Here is a 22,427-nt window from a genome sequence, read left to right as displayed (position 1 = left end):
GTAAGTCACTGATATTGCCGTTTTGTGACATCGCGCAGAGGCACCCTTGTTTGCAGCGAATACAAAAGCCAGGCGATGCCTGGCTGTTAACGATGACTTACCGCAACGCGTTGGCAATCGCACTGAACATCAGTGAGGCTTCCAGCGGCTGTGCGCTAAACGACGGTTCGGCCTGCGGCCAGGTGGACCACTGAACGATCACCAGATTTTCCGCCTGGTTTACCATGATCATCTGCCCAAAGATCCCCAGCGCCCAGAGCGAGCCTTTCAGCGACTCATTCGCCGCGGGCACCACCTTCGTGGCCGTGACGGGCACTTCGTTGTTCCACCACTGATAGCCGTACAAGCCGGTCGGGTGTGCGTCAGAGACAGAGCCATCAGCCTGCGTCCAGCGTGAGGCGTCTTTCACCCAGTTGTCGGGCAGGATCTGTTTACCGTTCGGTAGTGTGCCGTTATGCAGGATAAATTCCCCGAAGCGTCCCCAGTCTTCCAGCGTGGCGTTAAAGCCATGCGCGCCGACATCATGCTGACCTTTACGGTAGGCATGCCATACACCGTCGCTCGCCATGCCGTACGGCTGCCAGATGCTCTTCTCAAGATAGGCGGCCAGGGTCATGCCCGTTGCACGCTCAAGCACGTCACCCAACAGCCAGGCGCCACCGGAGGAGTAAGACCAGTGCTGGCCTGCCGGGTGTTCGCGTTTCAGCCCGGACACCAGCTTACGCACGCAGTCATAGGTGCCTGGTTTCGCTTCACACTCGGTGAGCTGCGCGAAATCGGAGGCGGGATTAGTGTAGTCTTCGTTCCATGCCACGCCGGAGGTGTGGGTGATCAGCTGTTTTAACGTCACGCCGTCCCAGGCGGTTCCTTTCAGGTCTGGCTCGTATTGCGTGACCAGGTCGTCGAGTGAGCGAATTTTTCCCTCTTTGAGAGCCACGCCAACCAGCGTTGAGACCACGGATTTCCCGACCGAACGGGAGGTCCAGAGCGTCGTATCCGTATTGCCTTCGCCGAGATATTTCCACGCGATTTTGCCGTCTTTCAGTACCAGCATGCCGCTCACGTTCTGACGTTTCAGGTAGTCCTGCAGGTTATAGGTCTTGCCGTTGACCTGATAGCGGGCGTCAGTGAGCGGTTTCTCTGCGCTGAGCAGCGGCGTGGCGTTGCCGTGATGGAACACATCTCCCGCGTAGTTGCGGTAGTCATTTCGAAAGCCGACCACGCGATCCGCCTGGCTCCAGGTGAGCATCTTGTGCGTGTCAGGAAGCTGTTTGTCGAACGGAGCAGGGCAGGTGTTCAGGTCAGTACCGTCGCAGGCCGCCAGCGCGACAGGCGCAAACAGACCGCTGCACAGGCTAATTACAACGCCCGCCAGCAGCGTGCGGTTCAGTGAAGGATAATTCATCATTTTTCTCGCTGTGATTAGGAACGCCTTCAGTTTAAGAACCCGCGACTTATAATAAAAAACGCGTAATGGGGGAAATTCCCCCCGAAAACTGAATGGAGAGTGGCGTGTCGACGGTAATTTATTCCTTTGCCCAACTGGAAGCGTTTACCGCCGTGGTGGAATACGGTGGCCTGGCAAAAGCGGCGATGAAGCTCGGGAAAGATCGTACGACGCTGCGCGACCTGATTGATTTTCTCGAAGATGGATTAGGGTACAGGCTGTTTGTGCGTGCAGGACGCACGCTGCGTCTGACCCCTGAGGGCGAGCAGCTGCAGCGGCAGGCGCACCTGCTGATGCGCCAGGTGAAAGCCTTTGAGGCATTTGCCAGCGCGGTGCCGGAGCGTGCTACGCAGGACATCACGCTGGTTTACGATCCCTTTACTTCGAGGCCATTTTTGCAGGCGCTAATTGGCGAGATGGCGAAGCGACATTTACGTCTGAGCCTGGTCAGCGCCTCCCGGGATGAGGCTGAAGCGATGCTGGCCAGCGGGCAGGCGGATCTGGGCATTTGCCAGGCACGTAATCGCAGTGTGGGTAATGAAATGGAGTGGCGGGCGCTCGGGGCGATCGATATGGATTTCTACGCCAGCAACACGTTGTTCGCCGAAGCCACGCAGCCGCTGTCGCTGCTTGAGTTGTCGCTGGTGCCGCAGGTGATTATGCACGCCGCCTCGGATGAGCCGGTGGCGCGTCGTCTGCAGATTTCGGGGCACACCCTTTTCACCAACGAGCTGGAGATGTTGCGGAGCCTGCTGGAGCAGGGATGCGGCTGGGGGTTTTTACCGACGCATTTCCAGCCGACCGGGTGGAAAAAGGTAAAAAGGCTGCACACCGAAGTGGGCAGCCAGGGGATAAGTCAGACGATGGTGACCATCTGGAAGCCGGGAAGCGACAAGCGAGAGAGGATCGCTGAAACGCTGTCGCTGTTACCGGCGTTGTGGAAAAACTCAGCGCTGTGAACACCCATTGCACTGCTGATTCTGGATCTGCTGGAAGAAGTCGTTACCTTTGTCATCCACCAGGATAAATGCCGGGAAGTTTTCCACTTCGATTTTCCAGATGGCTTCCATACCCAGTTCAGGATAGGCCACGCACTCCAGACGCTTGATGCTGTTTTGTGCCAGTACCGCCGCCGGACCGCCGATGCTGCCGAGGTAGAAACCGCCGTGCTTATGACAGGCATCGGTCACCTGCTGGCTACGGTTGCCTTTCGCCAGCATGATCATGCTCGCACCGTGAGACTGCAGCAGGTCGACGTACGAATCCATCCGTCCTGCCGTGGTTGGGCCGAGAGAGCCTGATGCATAGCCTTCCGGAGTCTTGGCCGGGCCTGCGTAGTAGATTGGATGGTCTTTGACGTACTGCGGCAGTTCTTCACCGTTGTCGAGCAGCTCTTTCAGCTTCGCGTGGGCAATGTCGCGCGCCACGATGATGGTGCCGTTCAGTGACAGGCGGGTAGAGACCGGATGAGCGGAAAGCTGGGCCAGGATCTCCTTCATCGGCTTATTCAGATTGATGCTGACCACGTCGCCTTCACCCTGTTGACGCAGGGATTCAGGTATATACTGGCCCGGATTGTGCTCCAGTTCTTCAATCCAGATACCGTCGCGGTTGATTTTGGCTTTGATGTTGCGGTCAGCGGAGCAGGAGACGCCCATGCCAATGGGGCAGGAGGCGCCGTGGCGCGGCAGACGGATCACGCGAATATCATGGGCGAAGTATTTCCCGCCAAACTGCGCGCCCAGGCCGAGGTTCTGTGCTTCCTGAAGCAGTTCCTGTTCGAGCTGAACATCACGGAACGCCTGACCGTGTTCGTTGCCTTCGGTGGGCAGCGCGTCGTAATAGCGCGTTGAGGCGAGCTTAACGGTTTTCAGCGTCGCTTCAGCCGACGTTCCCCCAATCACGAAGGCAATATGGTAAGGCGGGCAGGCCGCGGTACCCAGGGTACGCATTTTCTCAACCAGGTAGTTTTTCAGCTTCGCCGGGGTAATCAGCGCTTTGGTTTCCTGATAGAGATAGGTTTTATTCGCGGAACCGCCGCCTTTTGCCATGCACAGGAATTTATACTCGTCCCCGTCGACGCTGTAGAGATCGATCTGCGCAGGCAGGTTAGTGCCGGTATTGACCTCTTTATACATATCCAGCGCGGCATTCTGGGAATAACGCAGATTATCTTCGATGTAGGTGTTATAGACACCCTGACTCAGCGCGGCTTCGTCACCGCCACCGGTCCAGACGCGCTGGCCTTTTTTACCCATGATGATCGCCGTACCGGTATCCTGGCAGGTGGGCAGCACGCCTTTGGCCGCAATTTCAGAGTTGCGCAGGAACTGCAGGGCAACGTATTTATCATTTTCGCTGGCTTGTGGGTCGTTAAGAATAGCGGCAACCTGTTTCTGATGCGAAGGGCGCAGCATAAAGGCGGCGTCGTGGAAGGCCTGCTGTGCCAGCAGCGTCAGCGCTTCGGGTTCCACTTTCAGGATCTCCTGACCCTCAAATTCGGCAACAGAGACGTGTTCTTTGGTCAGCAGATAGTATTCGGTATCGTCGTGTGCGAGAGGGAAGGGGTTCTGGTAGTAAAACGGTTTGTTTGACATAGCGTATTGCTCCAAAAAAATAAAACCGCCGGAGGGGTAGTCCGGCGGTCAGGGATCAGAACATCATGGACATCCACGGATAACCAATCAGCAGCAGGGCCGCCAGGAAGATGGCACCAAAGATGGTGCCGAGGCGCCAGTAGTCTTTGGTTGGCAGGTAGCCGCTACCATAGTAGATAGGGCTAGGGCCGGTACCGTAAGGGGTGATAATCCCCATGACACCCAGGGAGGTCACCATCAGCAGGACGAACACCTCCATATTCATGCCCGGAATGGTAGAGGCGATGGTCAGCATCGCTGGCAGCAGCGCCGTGGTGTGTGCGGTGGTGCTGGCAAACAGGTAGTGCAGCAGGTAGAACGCCAGCAGCAGTACGATGGTGGCAACACCCGGCGAGATACCGCTCATCAGCAGACCGCCTTCTTTACCCAGCCAGCTAATAAAGCCCGTGGAGGAGAGGCCATCCGCCAGCGCAACCAGGGTGGCGAACCAGACGAAGGTGTTCCAGGCGGCTTTATTCCCGGTGATATCGTTCCACTCCAGCACCCCGGTCCACAGCATCAGACCCACGATTAACAGTGCAGCCATTGCCGGTTCAATCCACGCGGCGGCGAAGATCCACATCAGCAGCGCGCAGCAGACGAAAATCAGCAGCAGGATTTCGTTACGGGACAGTTTGCCCAGTTTTTCCAGTTCACGGGTCGCCCACAGTGGCACTTCGTTGTTCACTTTAACTTCAGGCGGGTAGAACCAGTAGGCCAGCAGCGGCATGGTCAGAATCAGCAACACGCCCAGCGGCAGGAATGCGATAAACCAGGTGCCCCAGGAGATGTCGATCCCCACGGTGCTTTTCACCAGCGCCAGCGCCAGCAGGTTCGGCGCGAGGGCAGACAGGAACATTGAGCTGGTAATACAGGCCGCGGTGATCGCCACCCACATCAGGTAAGAACCAATTTTACGCGCGCTTGGATCGTTTGGTTTAGAACCATACAGCGGCGGCAGGTTAGCGATAATCGGATAGATGGTCCCGCCGCTACGCGCGGTGTTGGAAGGTGTAAACGGTGCCAGCAGCAGGTCTGCGAAGGTGATAGCGTAACCGAGCGTCAGGCTGCGACGACCCAGATATTTCACCAGAATCAGCGCCAGACGGCGGCCGAAGCGGGTTTTGTCATAGCCTGCGGCAAACATGAAGGCACCGAAAATCAGCCATACGGTAGAGTTACCAAAACCGCTCACGGCCCATTTAAAGGAGGCACCCGCCAGTTTGAATTTCGGGTCGGCCAATTGTTCCGGGCTGAACAACACCCACTGGCTGCAGAGCGCAATCGCCACGACGCCGGTCAGGCCAATGACCGCGCCTGGCAGCGGTTCGAAGATCAAACCGACAATCACGCCGACAAAGATAGCGAAGTAGTGCCACGCGTAAGGAGGAAGCCCTTCCGGGACCGGAACAAACAGTAACAGCACGGCAACGACAACGGGCAATGCCATCATTAGCAGACGTTTTGCCTTTCCGTTGGATGCTTGACTCGCCACAGGGGGCGTTACAGCAGTTTTTGTATTCATAGTTTCGCGTCTTAAGTTGTCAGGAATTCGGTTATGCGCTGAAATATTCATTTGCTTTCTTTAGTTTGTTTTTATTTTCGTTAGTTACTAAAGGTGCGCATTTGCTATTTCAGTAATAGCGATTTAACGTATTTTTGATGCGCTAAATTAAAAAATTGATGATATTTATATATTGCGCCTTTGACTGTCTCGATGCTTGATCGCGATCAAAAAAATAGAGTTGCGGTGGTGTTTTTGTTCAACTGATAATAACCACTCTGGCGTATGTGGTTATTATTTATTTTGATATGGATTTTACTCAAGGTTGTTAACATTTCATATAACCATTTTCATATAACTCTTTGTTTCTAATGGTTTGTTTTTGTCTCTTGGGATCGTGAAAAGGTCATTGATACGTTAACAGTGTTTAAAGGATTGTGAATGGAGTAATTAATATTGCTAACACCAATGTGTTATTAATGTTATTGAAGGGATTAAATAGTTTTTTAACTAACGTAATAGCTTTAGAAACTAAAAAAATCATTATATTAGTATTATGACATCGGAATAAAAAATCGAAATAAAACTGAGCCCGATAACGAATTCTTAATTTTAAAGTTTGGAGTTTCTATTATGAGCACTAACGAACGTATTCTAAGCCCCTTCACATTACCGAATGGTACCGAACTGAAAAACCGTTTGTTAATGGCCCCTATGACGACCTGTACCGGTTATTACGACGGTACGGTGACCAGCGAGCTGGTTGAGTACTATCGCGCCCGCTCAGGCAGTATTGGTACCATTATTGTTGAGTGCTGCTTTGTTGACGATCTCGGTCTCGCCTTCCCGGGTGCGATTGGCATTGATAACGACGAGAAAATCGCCGGGCTGGCGAAGATCGCTGAGGCGATTAAGTCCAAAGGATCTAAAGCGCTGCTGCAGATCTACCACGGCGGCCGCATGGTTGATCCGAAACTGATCGGTGGCCGCACGCCGGTGGGGCCAAGTGCCGTTGCCGCGCCACGTGACGGCGCCGCCACGCCGGTTGCCCTGACGGGAGAAGAAGTCGAAGGGATGATTGGTAAGTTCGGTGAAGCAGTACGCCGTGCGATTCAGGCGGGTTTCGATGGCGTTGAAATCCATGGGGCCAACACCTATTTGATTCAGCAGTTCTACTCTCCAAACTCTAACCAGCGTGATGACGAGTGGGGTGGCAGCCGCGATAACCGCGCGAAATTCCCGCTGGCCGTGCTCGACATCACCCATAAAATGGTGCGCCAGTACGCCGATGACGCCTTTATCATCGGCTATCGCTTCTCCCCTGAAGAGCTGGAAGAGCCGGGCATCCGCTTTGAAGACACCATGTACCTGCTGGAAAAGCTGGCCGTGCGCGGTGTGGATTATCTGCACTTCTCCGTTGGCGCAACCCTGCGTCCTTCTATTGTCGACACGCAGGATCCGACCCCGCTTATCGAAAAATACCGTGCAATGCGTTCTGACACGCTGGCGCAGGTGCCGGTCATGGGTGTCGGAGGCGTGGTCAATGCCGCGGATGCGAACGAGGCGCTGGAACATGGCTACGATCTTATCGCCGTAGGCCGCGCCACCATCGCCTACCCGGACTGGACAGACCGCATCGCGGCGGGAGAAACGCTGGAACTGTTTATGGACAGCACCCGACGCGAAGCGCTAAGCATCCCTGAGCCGCTTTGGCGTTTCTCGCTGGTGGAGGCGATGATCCGCGATATGAGCATGGGTGAATCGAAATTTAAACCGGGCATGTTTATTGAGAATGTTCGGGACGATAGCAACGAACTGGTGATTAACGTCAGCCTGGAGACCGACCGCATCGCCGACATTGAACTGGCTTCTGGCCCGACCCAGGACGTTGAGTTTGTCACCAGCTTCGAAGAGATCCGCACCCGTATTCTGGATGCAAACACCCCGCACGTGGATGCCATTACCGGTGCAACCAGCCAGAGTGAAGCGGTCAAAAAAGCGGTGTCCAAAGCCATGCTGAAATCCAGCAAAGCGCTGGCAGCCGAAGAGGGTGTCGACCCGAACGAGACCCGAAGCGTTGACGTTGTGGTGGTCGGTAGCGGTGGCGCGGGTCTGGCCGCAGCAATCCAGGCGCATGACGAAGGCGCAAGCGTGCTGATTGTTGAGAAAATGCCCTCCATCGGCGGTAACACCATTAAAGCGTCTGCGGGGATGAACGCCGCGGAAACCCGCTTCCAGCGGGTGAAAGGGATTCAGGACAGCAAAGAGCTGTTCTATCAGGAAAGCCTGAAAGGCGGTAAAAACAAGAACAACCCGGCACTGTTGCGCCGCTTTGTGGAAAATGCCCCACAGGCGATCGAGTGGCTGGCGACCCGCGGCATTATGCTCAACGACATCACCACCACCGGCGGGATGAGCATCGACCGTACTCACCGTCCAAAAGACGGTTCTGCGGTGGGCGGCTATCTGATTAGCGGCCTGGTGCGTAACGTCAACAAACGCAACATCGAGGTCATGCTCGATACGTCGGTCAGCGACATTCTCTTCGAGAACGGCGAAGTCACCGGCGTACGTCTGACCACGGAAGAAAACGAAACCCTTACCGTAGCAACCAAAAGCGTCATTGTGGCTACCGGTGGTTTCAGCGCCAATAGCCAGATGGTGGTTAAGTACCGTCCTGACCTGGAAGGTTTCGTGACCACCAACCACAAAGGGGCGACAGGGGGAGGTATCGCGCTGCTGGAGCGTATTGGCGCCGGTACGGTCGATATGGGTGAAATCCAGATCCACCCAACCGTTGAGCAGAAAACCTCGTACCTGATTTCCGAATCCATCCGCGGTGGCGGGGCGATTCTGGTGAATCAGCAGGGGAACCGTTTCTTCAACGAGATGGAAACCCGCGATAAAGTCTCTGCACAAATTATCGCCCTGCCGGAGAAATACGCTTACATCGTCTTTGATGAGCATGTCCGCGCCAAAAACAAAGCGGCAGATGAGTACATCGCTAAAGGGTTTGTCACCAGCGCCAGCTCACCTAAAGCGCTGGCTGAAACCCTGGGTATGGATTACCACGCTTTCCTGGCGACCCTGGAGCGTTACAACAGCTTTGTTGAAAAACAGCACGATGACGATTTTGGCCGTACGACCGCGCTGCGTGCACCAATCAACGAAGGGCCATTCTATGCCATTCAGATTGCGCCGGGCGTGCACCACACCATGGGCGGTGTGACCATTAACACCGAAACCTGCGTACTGGACAGCAACCACAACGTGCTGCCAGGGGCATTTGCGGCCGGTGAAGTGGTCGGTGGTATCCACGGTGGTAACCGCATCGGGGGTAACGCGGTGGCAGATATCATTATTTTTGGTACGCTTGCCGGACATCAGGCGGCGATGCGCGCGAAAAGGGCGTAAGTCAGCCGTAAGGGTATGCCGGATACGCCCCGTGTATCCGGCATTTCAACCAGGGAGCTTGCACCATGTCTTCTGACCACCGCGTCTACAGTTACTCCGCCGTTCTGATGGGATCGCCCATTCTCCTGAAGCTTTTCTCTCATGATGAAGCCCTCGCTTCTCGCGTTTTTAGACTGATTAAACAGTATGAAGACCTGCTGACGGTCAACCGTGCCAGCTCGCAGGTGATGGATATCAACCATGCTGCCGGTCAGCATCCTGTCACCGTCAGTCGCCCGGTTTTTGAGCTTATCCGCTGTGCGAAAGCGGCAAGCCAGCTCAAGGACAGCGCATTTAACCTGGCCATCGGCCCGCTGGTGAAACGCTGGAAAATCGGTTTTCGGGGAGATAGCGTTCCGCCTGCCGATGAAATCGCGTCGTTGCTCGCCATTACCCATCCTGAGGATGTGCTCCTTGATGAGGCCAGCAGCAGCGTGTTCCTGACCCGGGCGGGAATGGAGATTGATCTGGGGGCTATCGCCAAAGGCTATATCGCCGACAGAGTGCGCGATTACCTGCGTAAAGAGGGGGCTCAACTGGGGCTTATAAATCTTGGCGGTAATATCCAGACGCTGGGTTCACCGGAAGGGGGCTGGAGCGTGGGGCTCAAAAAACCGTTCGCCGGGGAGGCGCTGATCGGTACGATGACCGTAGAGAACATGTCGGTGGTGACATCGGGTACCTACGAACGCTTTTTTGAGCAGAACGGCAGGCGTTATCACCACATACTTGACCCGCGCACCGGCTATCCGCTGGATAACGAACTGGACAGCGTCACCATCATTTCGAAAAACTCCATTGACGGTGATATCTGGACCACGCTGATGTACGGCATGGGCGTCAGTAAAGGCTGTTCAGCGCTGCGTGCACGACCCGACATTGAAGCAATCTTCGTGACCAAAACAAAAGAAGTGGTGCTCTCTTCAGCGCACCACTTCCGCTTTACCTTGCTGGATAACAGCTACCGCGTTACTGACAGTACTGCTTGAGCAGTGCCGTCTGCTCGGGCTGCAGGCGATAGCGATACACCGGCCGCCCGGTGGCACCGTAGTGAATGCTGGTGAACAGGATGTTGATTTGCGCCAGCCAGATCAGGTATTTGCGACAGGACACGCGCGAGATATTAACCGCGTTTGCCAGATCATCGGTGGAAAACTCCGTCTCCGGGTGCGCATCAATCCACTGACAAATCGTACGCAGCGTTTGCGGCGTTAACCCTTTCGGCAGTTTTTTACTGTCCGCCAGTTCCGGCGCACCGCCGTGGATCAATCTGTCGACGTCGGCCTGCTCATAGTACTGATGCGATCCCATCAGGCTGTGCTTTGCCTTCCAGCCGTTCAGCGCCTCTTCAAAACGCGGGAACTGGAACGGTTTAATCAGATAATCCACCACACCGTAATGGATGGAGGTCTGGATGGTGGCGGCATCGGCGGCGGAGGAGATCATAATGACATCGATCGGCCGGCCTGAGGCACGGATGACGGGAAGGAGATCCAGCCCGTTATCCTGCTGCATATAGACATCCAGCAGCACCAGATCGACAGGCTGGCTGGGGTCGTTAATGATGGCCCTGGCCTGGTTGAGCGTGGAGGCGACGCCGCAGCAGCTAAAGCCTTCAACACGGTTGACATACAGACGGTTGAGGTCGGCCACCATGGCGTCATCATCGACAATTAACACATTTATCACACGATATTCCTCTCGCTATCCCAGGGGATGTGAACAAAAAATTGGGTAAATACGCCAGGCTCAGACTCGACGGTAATGTCTCCGCCCAGGTTCTGGATCTGCTGACGAGCAAGGAACAGCCCAACGCCGCGATTTTCGCCTTTGGTTGAGAAGCCCTTTGTAAAAACAGCCTCGAGCTGAGCCGGATCAATACCGGGGCCATCGTCGCTGACTTCGCAACTGAGCCAGCCATTCTGATAATGTAGCAGCAGGCCAATTTCGCCTTCCTGCTGTCCTTCCATCGCGTCGAGCGCGTTTTCAATGAGGTTACCCAGCACGGTAATCAGCACCGCAACCTGCTCTTCGTTGGCGGTATCCGGTATCTGGCACTCATCGGCCAGCGTCAGGGCGATCCCTGCTTCCTTAGCCCGGTTGATTTTACCCAGCAGGAACCCGGCTATCACCGGAGATTTAACTTTGCTCTGAATGGTACCAATATCGGTCTGATAATTATGCGCCGTCTGGATAATGTACTCTTCAAGTTTGTCGTAGCGCTTCATATGCAGCAGCCCGAGGATCACGTGCAGTTTGTTCATAAACTCGTGCGTATGGGAGCGCAGGGCATCGACATAATTGACCATGCCATCGATACGCTGCATCAGCTGGCTGATTTCCGTTTTATCGCGAAAAGTGGTGATGGCACCAATAACCCGCTCCTGGCTTTTAACAGGCACCATGTTGCACAGCAAGAGTCGCCCGTTGCAGCTGATCTCCTGATCCTTGCGTGCAATGCCACTCTTCGAGACTTCCCGCAGGCTTGCCAGCAGGGGAGCACTGGCATTTTCGGTCTGTTTGCCGGAAGGCAGAAGCAATATTTCTCTGGCGGTGTGGTTAATCATCGTCACCCGCCCCTGAATATCCACGGCCAGAACCCCTTCGCGAAGCGACTGCAGCATAGCCTGCCGCTGTTCGAACAGCGCAGAGATCTCATACGGCTCAAGGCCGAACAGGATACGTTTGAGCACGCGAACCAGACCCCAGATGGCCAGCGAGCTCATCAATATACTGAATAATATGGTCCAGACGGCGTTAAGCCGCCCGCGGGCAATCTGATCTTCCACTTTTTTAAGGGAGATACCGACCACCACCACGCCGATCTGCTCGTGCTGGCTATCAAAGACGGGGGTGAAGACGCGAAGCGCTTCGGCGAGGGCACCCCGGTTAACGGCGACATGTTCCTTTCCTTCCAGCGCGGGCGTCAGGTCATCGCCGATAAAGTGCAGACCTAGCAGGGCTTCGTTCGGGTGCGAGTAACGAATACCGCGCATGTCGGTGACCACGGTGAAGAGCAGGTCGTTGCGCCTGGTGACCGCCTGGGCGATGGGCTGAATAATATCCGCCTGGGGAGCCTGCATCAGACCGCGTTGAATTTCGGGACTGTCGGCCAGCGTTCGTGCGATCCCAAGGGCCGTATCCTTAACATCATCGCGGGTGGCACGGGTGATTTGGACGGAATAGAGCGCAAATACCAACAGCAGCACAGAACCGATAATCGCGCACACCATTAACGTGACCAGGGTGTTCAGTTTCATGGGGCGCTTGCGCGTCAGGGGGAAGGGCTGCAAATCGCTCATCAAAACTCCGCGATGATTAAGAAAGGGGTAATTATCGCCGATGACGCGCGTTTCTTAAAGCCATGTAAAGGCATGGATTCGGTCCTCTTTTCGTGACCCTCCTCGCAGGTCACCTGTCTAAAACACTTTATAGTGTAGGGGTACTCATAATAAGGAGGTTGTTTATGAGCATTACGCTTACCGGTTCGGTCAAGGAAAGACGGCACGCCAGCACGATGAATATCGATAGATTGTCCACGCTGGACATGCTGAAAGTCATTCACCAGGATGATGCCCTCATCTCCGCTGCAATAACCCCATGTTTAACAACGATCGCCCGCGTGGTGGATAACGCCGCTGCGACCCTGAGTCACGGTGGTCGTCTGGTCATTGTTGGCGCCGGTCCGTCAGGCCGTGTCGCGCAGCAGGCAGCCGATGAGTATGCCCCGGGAAAAACGCCTGTGATCGCCATAACGGCGGGAGAGGAGGCGGGCAGCTATGAGCGCGGTGTCGCTGACCTGCAGGCCATCAAATTTGGTGAACAGGATATGATGCTGGCGGTCACCGTCAGCGGCAAAACACCGTGGGTCTGGGGCGCGATGCGCCATGCGTGGTCGTTGGGTTCCCCGGTCGCGGCTATTACGGATGACGCGCAAAGTGAAGCCGCGCAGCTGGCGAGCATGGTGATTGCCCCGGAGCTTGGCGCGGACGCGATCGCGGGTTATATCAATACCAAAGCCGGGATCGCACAAAAAATGATCCTGACCATGATAACCACCGGCCTGGCGGTTCGAACCGGACGCGTGTTCAGCAACCTGCGCGTGGATCTGGACGCCAGCAACACCAAATGGTCTGAACGACAAATTGCCATCGTCATGGAAGCGGGGGGATGCACCCGGTCAGCGGCGAAAGCCGCGCTGGAGAGCTGCAACCATAACTGCAAAACAGCGGTGCTGATGGTGCTGACAGGGCTGGATGCCTGGAAGGCGCATGAACTGCTGGCGCAGAACAACGGCTTTATTCGCCTGGCACTGCAGGAAGCTCCGTAACATTTCTCTGTTGAATAAAAAAAGCCCGCGATGCGGGCTTTTATCATAGTGGGAAGTTAGAACTGGTACGTCATACCTACGCCAACGATGTCATCTGTAGAGATGCCGTTTGCTTCGTAGAAGCTTTCGTCGTTGTCCAGCATGTTGATTTTGTAATCAACATAGGTGGAGAAGTTTTTGTTAAAGCTGTAGGTCATACCGACGTCGATATAGTTAACCAGATCCATGTCGCCATGCTGGCCCTGTGGGTTACCCGCATTGCCAGGATAAGTCATGTCCTTGCCTTTGGAGTAAACCCATGCCAGGGACGGACGCAGGCCGAAGTCGAACTGGTATTGTGCCACGGCTTCAAAGTTCTGCGTCTCATCCGCAATCCCGGTATCGCCATATGGCGTCATATTACGGGTTTGCGCATACATTATCGCCAGATAAACGCTGTTGGCATCATATTTCGCGCCAACGGTCCACACTTCCGCAGTCTTACCGCCGGCGAAACGTGCGCTGTCTTGTATACCCTTCGCTTCCTGCTCATTGGTACGGTCAGAAGAGGAGTAGGCCGCGCCTAAGGTCAGGCCAGACAGATCGCCGGAGAAATCATAGCTAGTGGACATACCGAAGCCATCACCGTTCTGGAAACGCACGTCGTTATGACCGTTCTTGGTCCCTTCCTGATCTTCTGTTGCGTCCTGACCTTCGTTTGCCCCCTGATACTGCAGCGCAAAATTCAGACCCTCAACCAGGCCGAAGAAATCGGCATTACGGTAGGTCGCCACACCGTTTGCACGGCCGACCATGAAGTTGTCGGTCCAGGTATAAGAATCGCCCCCAAATACGGGCAGCATATCGGTCCAGGCTTCAACATCATACACGACGCCGTAATTACGACCGTAATCGAACGAACCGTATTCGCCATATTTCAGGCCAGCGTACGCCAGACGGTTAAATGAAGTATCACCGGCACTTTCGGTATTATTGGCGTAACTTTTATATTCCCACTGGCCATAACCAATAACATCGTTGGTGATTTGTGTTTCGCCTTTGAAACCAATTTGTACATAGGTTTCATCGCCATCATCCCCAGGGTGGTCAGAGAAGGTATGACGCGCATCGATCTTACCGTACAGATCAACTTTATTGCCGTTTTTGTTATACATTTCAGCTGCATGTGCTGCGCCAGCCATTAATAGCGCGGGTACGAGAATTGCCAGAACTTTTCTTTTCATTATATATTCCCTTTAAAGATAATTAATATGAATATATGTAATCACTCTCTGTCATTACAGAATTGATACTATTCTACGCAATGTCATTTTGGTTCAAAAATAAATGTAATTAAAATCGTAGAAATATTGCAAAACATTTCTATTTGTCGCTTTATTTTTCTGGTGAATTAGAGTTTAGAATATATAGAAATAAATTATCATTAAGTATTTAGCGGCAGTATTATTTAATATCTCCAATTGATATTAAATATATTTCCTCGGGAATGCAGGGTACACGCGTCCCTGTCAGGACAAGCCGTGATAGCAGCGGGGAAAGTTGCTATTGTAGCCGTTTTAACAACAGGACGTGATGATGGAACTTACGCAGTGGCAGTCTCGCTTTGAGCGTTGGCTCGATAAAAACCACGCGACCCACGACGCTGCGCATGATATTTCGCACTTTCGTCGTGTCTGGATGACGGCGCAAAAAATCATGGCGAACCAGGCGGTCGATTCACTGGTGGTACTGACCGCCTGTTATTTCCATGACATTGTCAGCCTGCCGAAAAACCATCCCCAACGCAGCCAGTCATCACGTCTGGCGGCTAGCAAGACGCTCGACATTCTGCGTCGCGATTTTCCGGATTTCGCCTCTGAACGCTATGCAGCCGTGGAGCATGCCATTGAAGCGCACAGTTTTAGCGCCGGTATCGCGCCGCACAGTCTTGAAGCCAAAATTGTTCAGGATGCTGACCGGCTGGAAGCGCTTGGTGCTATTGGTCTTGCGCGCGTCTTTGCGGTATCGGGGGCGCTGGGCGTGGCGCTCTTTAACGCAGAAGACCCGTTTGCCGACGCGCGCACCCTTAATGATCGCGCCTTTGCCCTCGACCATTTTCAGACCAAGCTGCTGCGCTTGCCTGATACAATGCACACAGACGTGGGGCGCGAACTTGCGCAACACAACGCCGATTTTCTCATCCAGTTTATGGCGAAATTAAGTGCCGAATTACAGGGCGACTGCCTGGGGCTGGATACCCAGGTGCTGAGCCGCTTCCGTCGCAGTTTGAGCGAGTGAACTGTGGTAATCTGTTTCCAGTCTTTATTCTCCGGTTAAAAGAATGCAGGAAAATCGATCAGTGAGTGAGCCCGCGCCAGAGCAGGCTGAGAAATCAACGGCAACGGTGCAGGCTTTATTGCGCCAGCTGCTGGATATCTATGATGCTAAAACGCTGGCGAATCAGCTGGTGGCGCACGGTGAGAGCCACTGGAGCCCGGCAATCCTGAAGAGACTGCTGACCAGCGAGCGGGCAGGGCAGCGTCTGAGTGAGGGCGAGTTTCGTTATCTGCAAAACCTGCTTCCGCGTCCTTCAGCCGCGCACCCGAACTATGCCTTCCGTTTTATCGATCTGTTTGCCGGCATTGGCGGCATTCGACACGGGTTTGAGGCCATTGGCGGGCAGTGTGTGTTTACCAGCGAGTGGAACAAACATGCGGTCCGTACCTACAAAGCCAACTGGTACTGCGATCCCTATGAACACCGTTTCAACGCCGATATCCGTGATGTTACGCTGAGCCACAAAATCGGCGTGAGTGATGAAGAGGCGGCTGAGCACATTCGCCAGTCAATTCCGGCCCATGATGTCCTGCTGGCGGGCTTCCCGTGCCAGCCTTTCTCGCTGGCCGGCGTGTCGAAAAAGAATGCCCTCGGACGCGCCCACGGTTTTGCCTGCGATACGCAAGGCACGCTGTTCTTTGATGTTGTCCGCATTATCGATGCCCGTCGTCCGGCGATTTTCGTGCTGGAGAACGTCAAGAATCTCAAGAGCCATGACGGCGGGAAGACCTTCCGCATTATCATGCAAACGCTCGATGAGCTGGGGTATGACGTAGCGGACGCTCAGCATATGGGCGCGGATGACCCGAAAATCATCGACGGTAAACATTTCCTGCCGCAGCACCGCGAACGCATTGTGCTGGTTGGTTTTCGCCGCGACCTCAACCTGAAGGGGGATTTTACCCTGCGGGATATTCCCTCTTTATATCCTGCGCGTCGCCCAACCGTGGCCGACCTGCTGGAACCAGTCGTCGACGCGAAATTTATCCTCACCCCGGTGCTGTGGAAATACCTCTACCGCTATGCGAAAAAACACCAGGCCAAAGGCAACGGTTTTGGCTTCGGGATGGTTAATCCGAACGATCCGCACTGTGTGACGCGCACGTTGTCCGCTCGCTACTATAAAGATGGCGCAGAGATCCTGATCGACCGGGGCTGGGATAAAGCGCTGGGGGAGAAAGATTTTGACGATCCCGATAACCAGCGTCACCGTCCGCGCCGCTTAACGCCGCGTGAATGCGCTCGGCTGATGGGGTTTGAGACCCCGCAGGGTTATACCTTCCGCATTCCGGTGTCGGACACCCAGGCTTATCGGCAGTTTGGTAACTCGGTGGTCGTTCCCGCGTTTGCGGCGGTGGCAAAACTGCTGGCCTCCCGCATCAGACAGGCCGTGGCGTTACGTGAGAGTGAGGCCGTCAATGACGGATGTTCACAATAAGGCGACGCGCAGTAAAAACATGCGTGCCATCGGCACGCGTGATACCGCCATTGAAAAGCGGCTAGCCGGGCTGCTGACCGAGGCGGGGTTTGATTTCCGCGTGCAGGATGCCGCGCTTGCGGGCCGTCCGGATTTCGTTATCGATGCGTATCAATGCATCATCTTTACCCACGGCTGTTTCTGGCATCACCACGACTGCTACCTGTTTAAGGTTCCCGCGACGCGTACGGATTTCTGGCTGGAGAAGATTGGCAAGAACGTCGCGCGGGACAACCGTGACCTTAGCACGCTTCTCGCGCAGGGCTGGCGGGTGTTGATTGTCTGGGAGTGCGCGCTGCGCGGCAGATTAAGACGTACCGATGCCGACCTGACAGAACGGCTGGAAGAGTGGATCTGCGGCGGCGGGCAGGCCGCGCAGATCGACACCCAGGGTATTCACCCGCTTACGGTTTCTCCACCTCACACGGCGTAACAACCGGCTTCGCAGGAAGCAGATATTTCCCCAGCGTTACCAGCACAACGGCAAAGACAATCACGCCCAGCGCCAGCCATTCCACCGGAGATAACGTTTCGCCCGCAAAGCTGGTGCCCAGCAGTACGGCAACCACCGGGTTCACGTAAGCGTAGCTGGTCGCGATCGCCGGCGAGACATTGCGGATCAAGAACATATAGGCGTTAATGGCGATGACAGAGCCAAATAGAGCCAGGTAACCCACGGCCAGGAAGCCCGAAAGGTCCGGCATGGCTGTCAGTTTTTCGCCCGTCAGCGTTGAGGCAATCAGCAGCACAATTCCCGCCGCGAGCATCTCAATCGCGCCTGCCATCATGCCGGTCGGTAGCTCAATTCGTGAACCGTATACCGACCCAAATGCCCAGCTCATCGAGCCGATCAGGATAATCACTGCACCCCAAGGATTTCCGCTCAGGTTACCGCCGCTGTTGAGCAGGATGATCCCGGCAAGCCCGATCCCAATCCCTACCCATTCGAGCTTGCGGGTGCGGATGCCGAAAAGACGGCTAAAGCACAGCGTAAACAGCGGGACGGTCGCGACCACGACGGCGGCAATTCCGGACGGCACGTTCTGGTGCTCGGCGACCGTCACAAACCCATTCCCTATTGCCAGCAGCAGCAGGCCAATCAGGGCGGCATTGAGCATCGGGCGAAGCGGAGGCAGCTTATGGCCCCGTAACAGCAGGAAGGCCATCAGTAACACGCCCGCCGAGAGAAAGCGTACGCCCGCCATCATGAGCGGCGGCCAGCTCTCCACGCCGATACGAATGACAAAGTAGGTGGAACCCCAGATGATATACAGCGAAAAAAGTGCCCCAATGAGCGGTAGCAGTTGCCGGAAACGCATAATCCCTCGCGACAAAATGAAAAGGTCGCTGACAGTAAACGCCAAAACTATCGGGCTGGCGAGCGCTTTAATTGTGTAGATGATGTGAATTTTTTGTTGACGCGAGGTGCCTGTTTCCGGGTTTACACTTTTGCTCCATACTATTCACTTAATTACCAAAAAAAGAAGGAATGAGATTTTGGCAGGAAGTAGCTTATTAACATTACTGGATGATATTGCCACCTTACTGGATGACATTTCGGTGATGGGGAAACTGGCGGCGAAGAAAACCGCCGGGGTTCTGGGAGACGATTTATCGCTCAACGCCCAGCAGGTGAGCGGCGTTCGGGCCAACCGTGAATTACCGGTGGTATGGGGCGTAGCGAAGGGTTCATTCCTGAATAAGGTGATCCTGGTGCCGCTTGCGCTGCTGATCAGCGCGTTTATCCCATGGGCGATCACGCCGTTGCTGATGATTGGCGGCGCATTTTTATGCTTCGAAGGCGCTGAGAAGATCCTGCACTCGTTCGCCGCACGTAAGAACAGCGACACGCCGGAAATGCGCCAGCAGCGTCTTGAGGCGCTGGCCGCGCAGGATCCTAAAACCTTCGAGCGTGATAAGGTGAAAGGTGCCATTCGTACCGACTTTATTCTGTCGGCGGAGATCGTGGCCATTACGTTAGGTATTGTCTCTGAAGCACCGCTTCTGAACCAGGTCCTGATCCTCTCAGGGATCGCCATTCTGGTCACGGTGGGGGTGTACGGGCTGGTGGGGCTTATCGTTAAGCTGGATGATATCGGCTACTGGCTGGAAGAAAAATCGAGCGCTATCGCCAAAGGTATCGGCAAAAGCCTGCTGGTGACCGCGCCCTGGCTGATGAAGAGCCTGTCAGTGGTTGGCACGCTGGCGATGTTCCTTGTCGGAGGCGGTATTGTGGTTCACGGTATCGCGCCGCTGCACCATGCTATTGAACATTTCGCCTCGGCGCAGGGCAGCATAGTGGCGGCAATTCTGCCCACGCTGCTTAATCTTGTGCTGGGCTTTATCATTGGCATTATCGTGGTTGGGGCCGTAAAACTGGTCGAAAAAATCCGCGGAACGTCGCACTAATTGTTACCTGTTGCGGGGTGCAAAAAGATCATTCCTCGTCTAAATTGAAAACGTTTCACCCTGATACAGGAGGCAGGTATGGTCTTTTTGGTCAGTGATGAAGTTAAGCCTAAGAAGGGCGGCCCACGTATGATTGTCACCGGGTATTCCAGCGGTATGGTGGAATGCCGGTGGCACGACGGTTATAGCATCAAGCGGGAAGCGTTCCGTGAAGATGAGCTTCAACCGGGAGACGGGCAGCGCAAGCGAGACAAGGCTTAATGACATAACGCCCGGCTTTGCCGGGCGTTTTTACCTTCCGTATCCGGCGTCGGGCAGTAATCAGGGAGTGTGTGTGCAGCGCGAGACCTTTGTTGTAAGACGATCTTTTCTGCAATGGCTGCATATGCGTAGCAATCCGGGGTTGATTGTTAATCTCTGTTTTCTCATCGTACTGATATTTTCCACGCTCCTGACCTGGCGAGAGGTGGTGGTACTAGAAGATGCGTATATCTCCAGCCAGCGTAATCATCTGGAAACGGTAGCCACTTCGCTGGACCGGCAGTTACAGTACAGCGTGGATAAAATGCTTTTTTTCCGCAAAAGCATGCGTGATGCCATCCAGACGCCGCTGGCCTTTGATGTCCTGTATGAAGCGATTTCACGCTTTAACGCCTTTCGCACGCGCCCCAGCTGGCAGCTCGCCGTTGATAAAAAACGCACTCTCCCTATTAACGGCGTGTCGGATGCGTTCGTCGAAAAAACCACGCTGTTGAATCGTGACCCTGAACGTATCAGCAATGAAATTTCTGCCGCCCTCGAAGTGGGGTATTTACTCCGACTGGCGTCCTCGGTGGGGCAAAGTGAAGAGCGGGTTATCTATGCGTCACGCGCCGGGTTTTACCTCGCGACGGACACGCCTGAACAGACGAGTGATATTAGCCAGCGCTATTACTATCTGGTTACCCAGCCGTGGTTTACCCAGCAGTCTGAACGTAACAATCGCGCTCGCGCGGTGCGCTGGTTTATCTCCAGCCCGTCACCCTGGACCGGTGGTGAACGGATGATCACGGCCAGCGTGCCGATCTATTTTGACCATTACTGGTATGGCGTTGTGGCGATGGATTTCTCATTGAAGACCATGAAACATCTGCTGGAAGAGGCAACGCAAGAGCGTACAGAGGGGGAATATCAGCTGTACGACACCCGGCTGAATATGATTGCCACGTCAGAAGAGGCCGGGAGCCTGGTGAACCGGTTTGACGAACGCGAAACGGCGCAGATAGCACACGCAATCGAGAACGATACCGGCGGGGGGATCCGCCTCGGAAGCCGCTTTATCAGCTGGGAGCGGCTCGATCACTTCGATGGTGTGATTTTACGCGTTCATACCCTGCATGAAGGCGTGAAGGGGGACTTCGGCAGTATCAGTATCGTGCTGGCGCTGCTCTGGGCACTCTTCACCGCCATGCTTCTTATCTCGTGGCTGGTTATCCGTCGGATGGTCAGCAATATGTACACGCTTCAGCACTCTTTGCAGTGGCAGGCCTGGCACGATCCGCTCACCCGCCTGAATAACCGTGGTGCCCTGTTTGAGCGTGCCAAAATGCTGTCGGAGAAATGTCGGCAGCAGTCGCTGCCGTTCTCTGTGATTCAAATCGATCTCGACCATTTTAAAAGCATTAACGATCGCTTTGGCCATCAGGCCGGGGACAAAGTGCTTTCCCATGCCGCGGGCCTGATTGGCAGCGCACTGCGCAAGAATGATGTTGCCGGACGCGTGGGTGGGGAAGAGTTCTGCGTGGTACTGCCCGGCAGCGGGCTTGAAGAGGCGAGGGGGATTGCGGAACGCATTCGCTCACGCATCAACAGTAAAGAGATCCTGGTGAAAAAGAGCACCACCGTGCGTATCAGTGCTTCACTGGGGGTAAGTAGCGCCCAGGAAAAGGACAATTACGATTTCGAACAGCTGCAGTCAGTGGCGGATGCCCGGTTGTATCAGGCCAAGCAGTGCGGGCGCAACCGGGTGTTCTGGCACGATCAGGATAAGAAGTGATCCAGCCCTTCCTGCCAGCCCGCGGGTCCGGGCTGTTGCGTGTGGTACACCCGGGCGGGGTTATCGTCACGTAACGTGATGCCCTGCCGGTTAATGCCCTTGATCACCACGGCGTAGTCCACGCTGTCCAGCAGCGGGGCATCATTTGGACCATCGCCGAGCCCCAGGGTGACCGGCACAATGCCTTCCCGCGCACGGTACTGCTCAATCAGCCAGTCAACCGCAACGTCTTTACCGCAGCGAGCATCCAGAACATGCCAGAAGCGGGCTCCCTGCAGGCATTTCAGGCCACACTGCGCCAGCGCCTCGTCAAATTGCGCCATTTTTTCATCGCTGTCGCGCCAGATGAGCGTAACGGAGGCTTCGTGTCGGCGCGCGAGGGTCGAACGATAGCGCGTCAGCCCCGTCCACTCGCTGATAACCCGTTCGTCGACGTCATCAAAGGTGGTGAATTTAAAGCCCCGCTGCTGGCGAATCTGGTCGATCAGCGGGCGAATGTCGCGGTGCGTCATCCCCCTGATGTGGCGTTGACCTGTCTCCCAGCGCACGTCGGGCTGAATCACCGCGCCATTCTCAGCTATGAAGGGTAACCCCTCCAGACCCAGATCCTGCTGGATATCCAGCATTTCTGCCGCGGTCTTGCTGCTGCAGAGAATAACCGGCACCTGGTTATCCTGGAGGGTGTCCAGCCAGGGCATGGCCGGTTGCCACTCGTACGTATGAATATCGAGCAACGAGCCGTCGAGATCGGAAAAGATCAGCAGGCTATCCTGCAGTGAAGGCATAACGACTCCTGATAACTGGCAAACTGCCACCTAAG

General features: G+C 55.0%; 18 protein-coding genes. 10 read left to right on the top strand and 8 right to left on the bottom strand.

Features of this window, described 5'->3' with window-relative positions:
- Nucleotides 1-97 precede the first annotated feature (97 nt).
- The gene (locus HV340_RS13905) at nucleotides 98-1,405 is read right to left on the bottom strand and encodes a serine hydrolase (protein ID WP_032679710.1); all 1,308 of its coding nucleotides are present in this window, start codon (nucleotides 1,403-1,405) and stop codon (nucleotides 98-100) included.
- Between the two features lie 95 nt (nucleotides 1,406-1,500).
- Between HV340_RS13905 and HV340_RS13900 the strand changes: the two genes are divergently transcribed.
- Entirely contained in the window at nucleotides 1,501-2,406 is a 906-nt protein-coding gene (locus HV340_RS13900; RefSeq protein WP_063924786.1) for a LysR family transcriptional regulator, read from the top strand.
- On the opposite strand, the gene fumA is transcribed toward HV340_RS13900, so the two are convergent.
- Both fumA and HV340_RS13890 read right to left on the bottom strand, forming a co-directional pair.
- Nucleotides 2,395-4,044 carry a class I fumarate hydratase FumA gene (gene fumA / locus HV340_RS13895; RefSeq protein WP_063924787.1) on the bottom strand — a complete coding sequence of 550 codons (1,650 nt, stop codon included), beginning with the start codon at nucleotides 4,042-4,044 and terminating at the stop codon, nucleotides 2,395-2,397. The two genes, HV340_RS13900 and fumA, sit on opposite strands and share 12 nt — an antisense overlap.
- 55 nt (nucleotides 4,045-4,099) lie before the next feature.
- On the bottom strand, nucleotides 4,100-5,608 hold the full coding sequence (locus tag HV340_RS13890; RefSeq protein ID WP_074148147.1) for an anion permease: 1,509 nt from the start codon (nucleotides 5,606-5,608) through the stop codon (nucleotides 4,100-4,102).
- 612 nt (nucleotides 5,609-6,220) lie between these two features.
- Between HV340_RS13890 and HV340_RS13885 the strand changes: the two genes are divergently transcribed.
- Together HV340_RS13885 and HV340_RS13880 are read left to right on the top strand one after the other, a co-directional pair.
- Nucleotides 6,221-9,001: a flavocytochrome c gene (locus HV340_RS13885; protein WP_181216039.1), complete on the top strand. Its 2,781-nt coding sequence runs from the start codon at nucleotides 6,221-6,223 to the stop codon at nucleotides 8,999-9,001.
- Nucleotides 9,002-9,066: 65 nt separating this feature from the next.
- Complete coding sequence (locus HV340_RS13880) at nucleotides 9,067-10,029, top strand: FAD:protein FMN transferase (RefSeq protein WP_063924789.1); 963 nt, start codon at nucleotides 9,067-9,069, stop codon at nucleotides 10,027-10,029.
- Here the strand turns inward: HV340_RS13880 and dcuR are convergent.
- Nucleotides 10,010-10,729, bottom strand: coding sequence for a two-component system response regulator DcuR (gene dcuR / locus HV340_RS13875; RefSeq protein WP_014170753.1), 720 nt, complete (start codon nucleotides 10,727-10,729; stop codon nucleotides 10,010-10,012). The two genes, HV340_RS13880 and dcuR, sit on opposite strands and share 20 nt — an antisense overlap.
- Nucleotides 10,726-12,342 (bottom strand): sensor histidine kinase, encoded by a 1,617-nt coding sequence (locus HV340_RS13870; RefSeq protein ID WP_181216038.1) that lies wholly within the window; start codon nucleotides 12,340-12,342, stop codon nucleotides 10,726-10,728. The genes dcuR and HV340_RS13870 overlap by 4 nt, the downstream gene beginning before the upstream one ends.
- Nucleotides 12,343-12,506: 164 nt before the next feature.
- Between HV340_RS13870 and HV340_RS13865 the strand changes: the two genes are divergently transcribed.
- Nucleotides 12,507-13,370: an N-acetylmuramic acid 6-phosphate etherase gene (locus HV340_RS13865; protein WP_020883324.1), complete on the top strand. Its 864-nt coding sequence runs from the start codon at nucleotides 12,507-12,509 to the stop codon at nucleotides 13,368-13,370.
- Nucleotides 13,371-13,426: 56 nt separating this feature from the next.
- On the opposite strand, the gene ompC is transcribed toward HV340_RS13865, so the two are convergent.
- Nucleotides 13,427-14,593, bottom strand: coding sequence for a porin OmpC (gene ompC, locus HV340_RS13860; RefSeq protein ID WP_181216037.1), 1,167 nt, complete (start codon nucleotides 14,591-14,593; stop codon nucleotides 13,427-13,429).
- Nucleotides 14,594-14,945: 352 nt separating this feature from the next.
- Here ompC and HV340_RS13855 point away from each other — a divergent pair, with 352 nt between their 5' ends.
- From HV340_RS13855 to HV340_RS13845, 3 genes are all read left to right on the top strand, one after another.
- A complete protein-coding gene (locus HV340_RS13855; RefSeq protein ID WP_181216552.1) occupies nucleotides 14,946-15,647 on the top strand; it encodes a phosphohydrolase in 702 nt (233 codons plus the stop codon).
- Nucleotides 15,648-15,708: 61 nt separating this feature from the next.
- Nucleotides 15,709-17,124: a DNA cytosine methyltransferase gene (locus HV340_RS13850; RefSeq protein WP_275943180.1), complete on the top strand. Its 1,416-nt coding sequence runs from the start codon at nucleotides 15,709-15,711 to the stop codon at nucleotides 17,122-17,124.
- Nucleotides 17,105-17,596 (top strand): very short patch repair endonuclease, encoded by a 492-nt coding sequence (locus HV340_RS13845; protein ID WP_020883328.1) that lies wholly within the window; start codon nucleotides 17,105-17,107, stop codon nucleotides 17,594-17,596. Before HV340_RS13850 ends, HV340_RS13845 begins: the two co-directional genes overlap by 20 nt.
- Here HV340_RS13845 and yedA read toward each other — a convergent pair.
- Nucleotides 17,568-18,482 carry a drug/metabolite exporter YedA gene (yedA, locus tag HV340_RS13840; protein WP_020883329.1) on the bottom strand — a complete coding sequence of 305 codons (915 nt, stop codon included), beginning with the start codon at nucleotides 18,480-18,482 and terminating at the stop codon, nucleotides 17,568-17,570. The two genes, HV340_RS13845 and yedA, sit on opposite strands and share 29 nt — an antisense overlap.
- 178 nt (nucleotides 18,483-18,660) lie before the next feature.
- Here yedA and HV340_RS13835 point away from each other — a divergent pair, with 178 nt between their 5' ends.
- The 3 genes from HV340_RS13835 (at nucleotide 18,661) to dgcQ (ending at nucleotide 21,607) form a co-directional block, all read left to right on the top strand.
- Nucleotides 18,661-19,572 carry a DUF808 domain-containing protein gene (locus tag HV340_RS13835; protein WP_020883330.1) on the top strand — a complete coding sequence of 304 codons (912 nt, stop codon included), beginning with the start codon at nucleotides 18,661-18,663 and terminating at the stop codon, nucleotides 19,570-19,572.
- Between the two features lie 78 nt (nucleotides 19,573-19,650).
- Nucleotides 19,651-19,833: a DUF2158 domain-containing protein gene (locus HV340_RS13830; protein WP_014170745.1), complete on the top strand. Its 183-nt coding sequence runs from the start codon at nucleotides 19,651-19,653 to the stop codon at nucleotides 19,831-19,833.
- 73 nt (nucleotides 19,834-19,906) lie between these two features.
- Nucleotides 19,907-21,607 (top strand): cellulose biosynthesis regulator diguanylate cyclase DgcQ, encoded by a 1,701-nt coding sequence (dgcQ, locus tag HV340_RS13825; RefSeq protein WP_025203799.1) that lies wholly within the window; start codon nucleotides 19,907-19,909, stop codon nucleotides 21,605-21,607.
- On the opposite strand, the gene HV340_RS13820 is transcribed toward dgcQ, so the two are convergent.
- Nucleotides 21,592-22,392 carry a mannosyl-3-phosphoglycerate phosphatase-related protein gene (locus HV340_RS13820; RefSeq protein ID WP_032680681.1) on the bottom strand — a complete coding sequence of 267 codons (801 nt, stop codon included), beginning with the start codon at nucleotides 22,390-22,392 and terminating at the stop codon, nucleotides 21,592-21,594. The two genes, dgcQ and HV340_RS13820, sit on opposite strands and share 16 nt — an antisense overlap.
- Nucleotides 22,393-22,427 lie beyond the last annotated feature (35 nt).

The organism is Enterobacter sp. RHBSTW-00975, assembly GCF_013615235.1.
Lineage (GTDB): Bacteria > Pseudomonadota > Gammaproteobacteria > Enterobacterales > Enterobacteriaceae > Enterobacter > Enterobacter ludwigii.
This window is presented reverse-complemented; position numbering and strand designations above follow the sequence as displayed.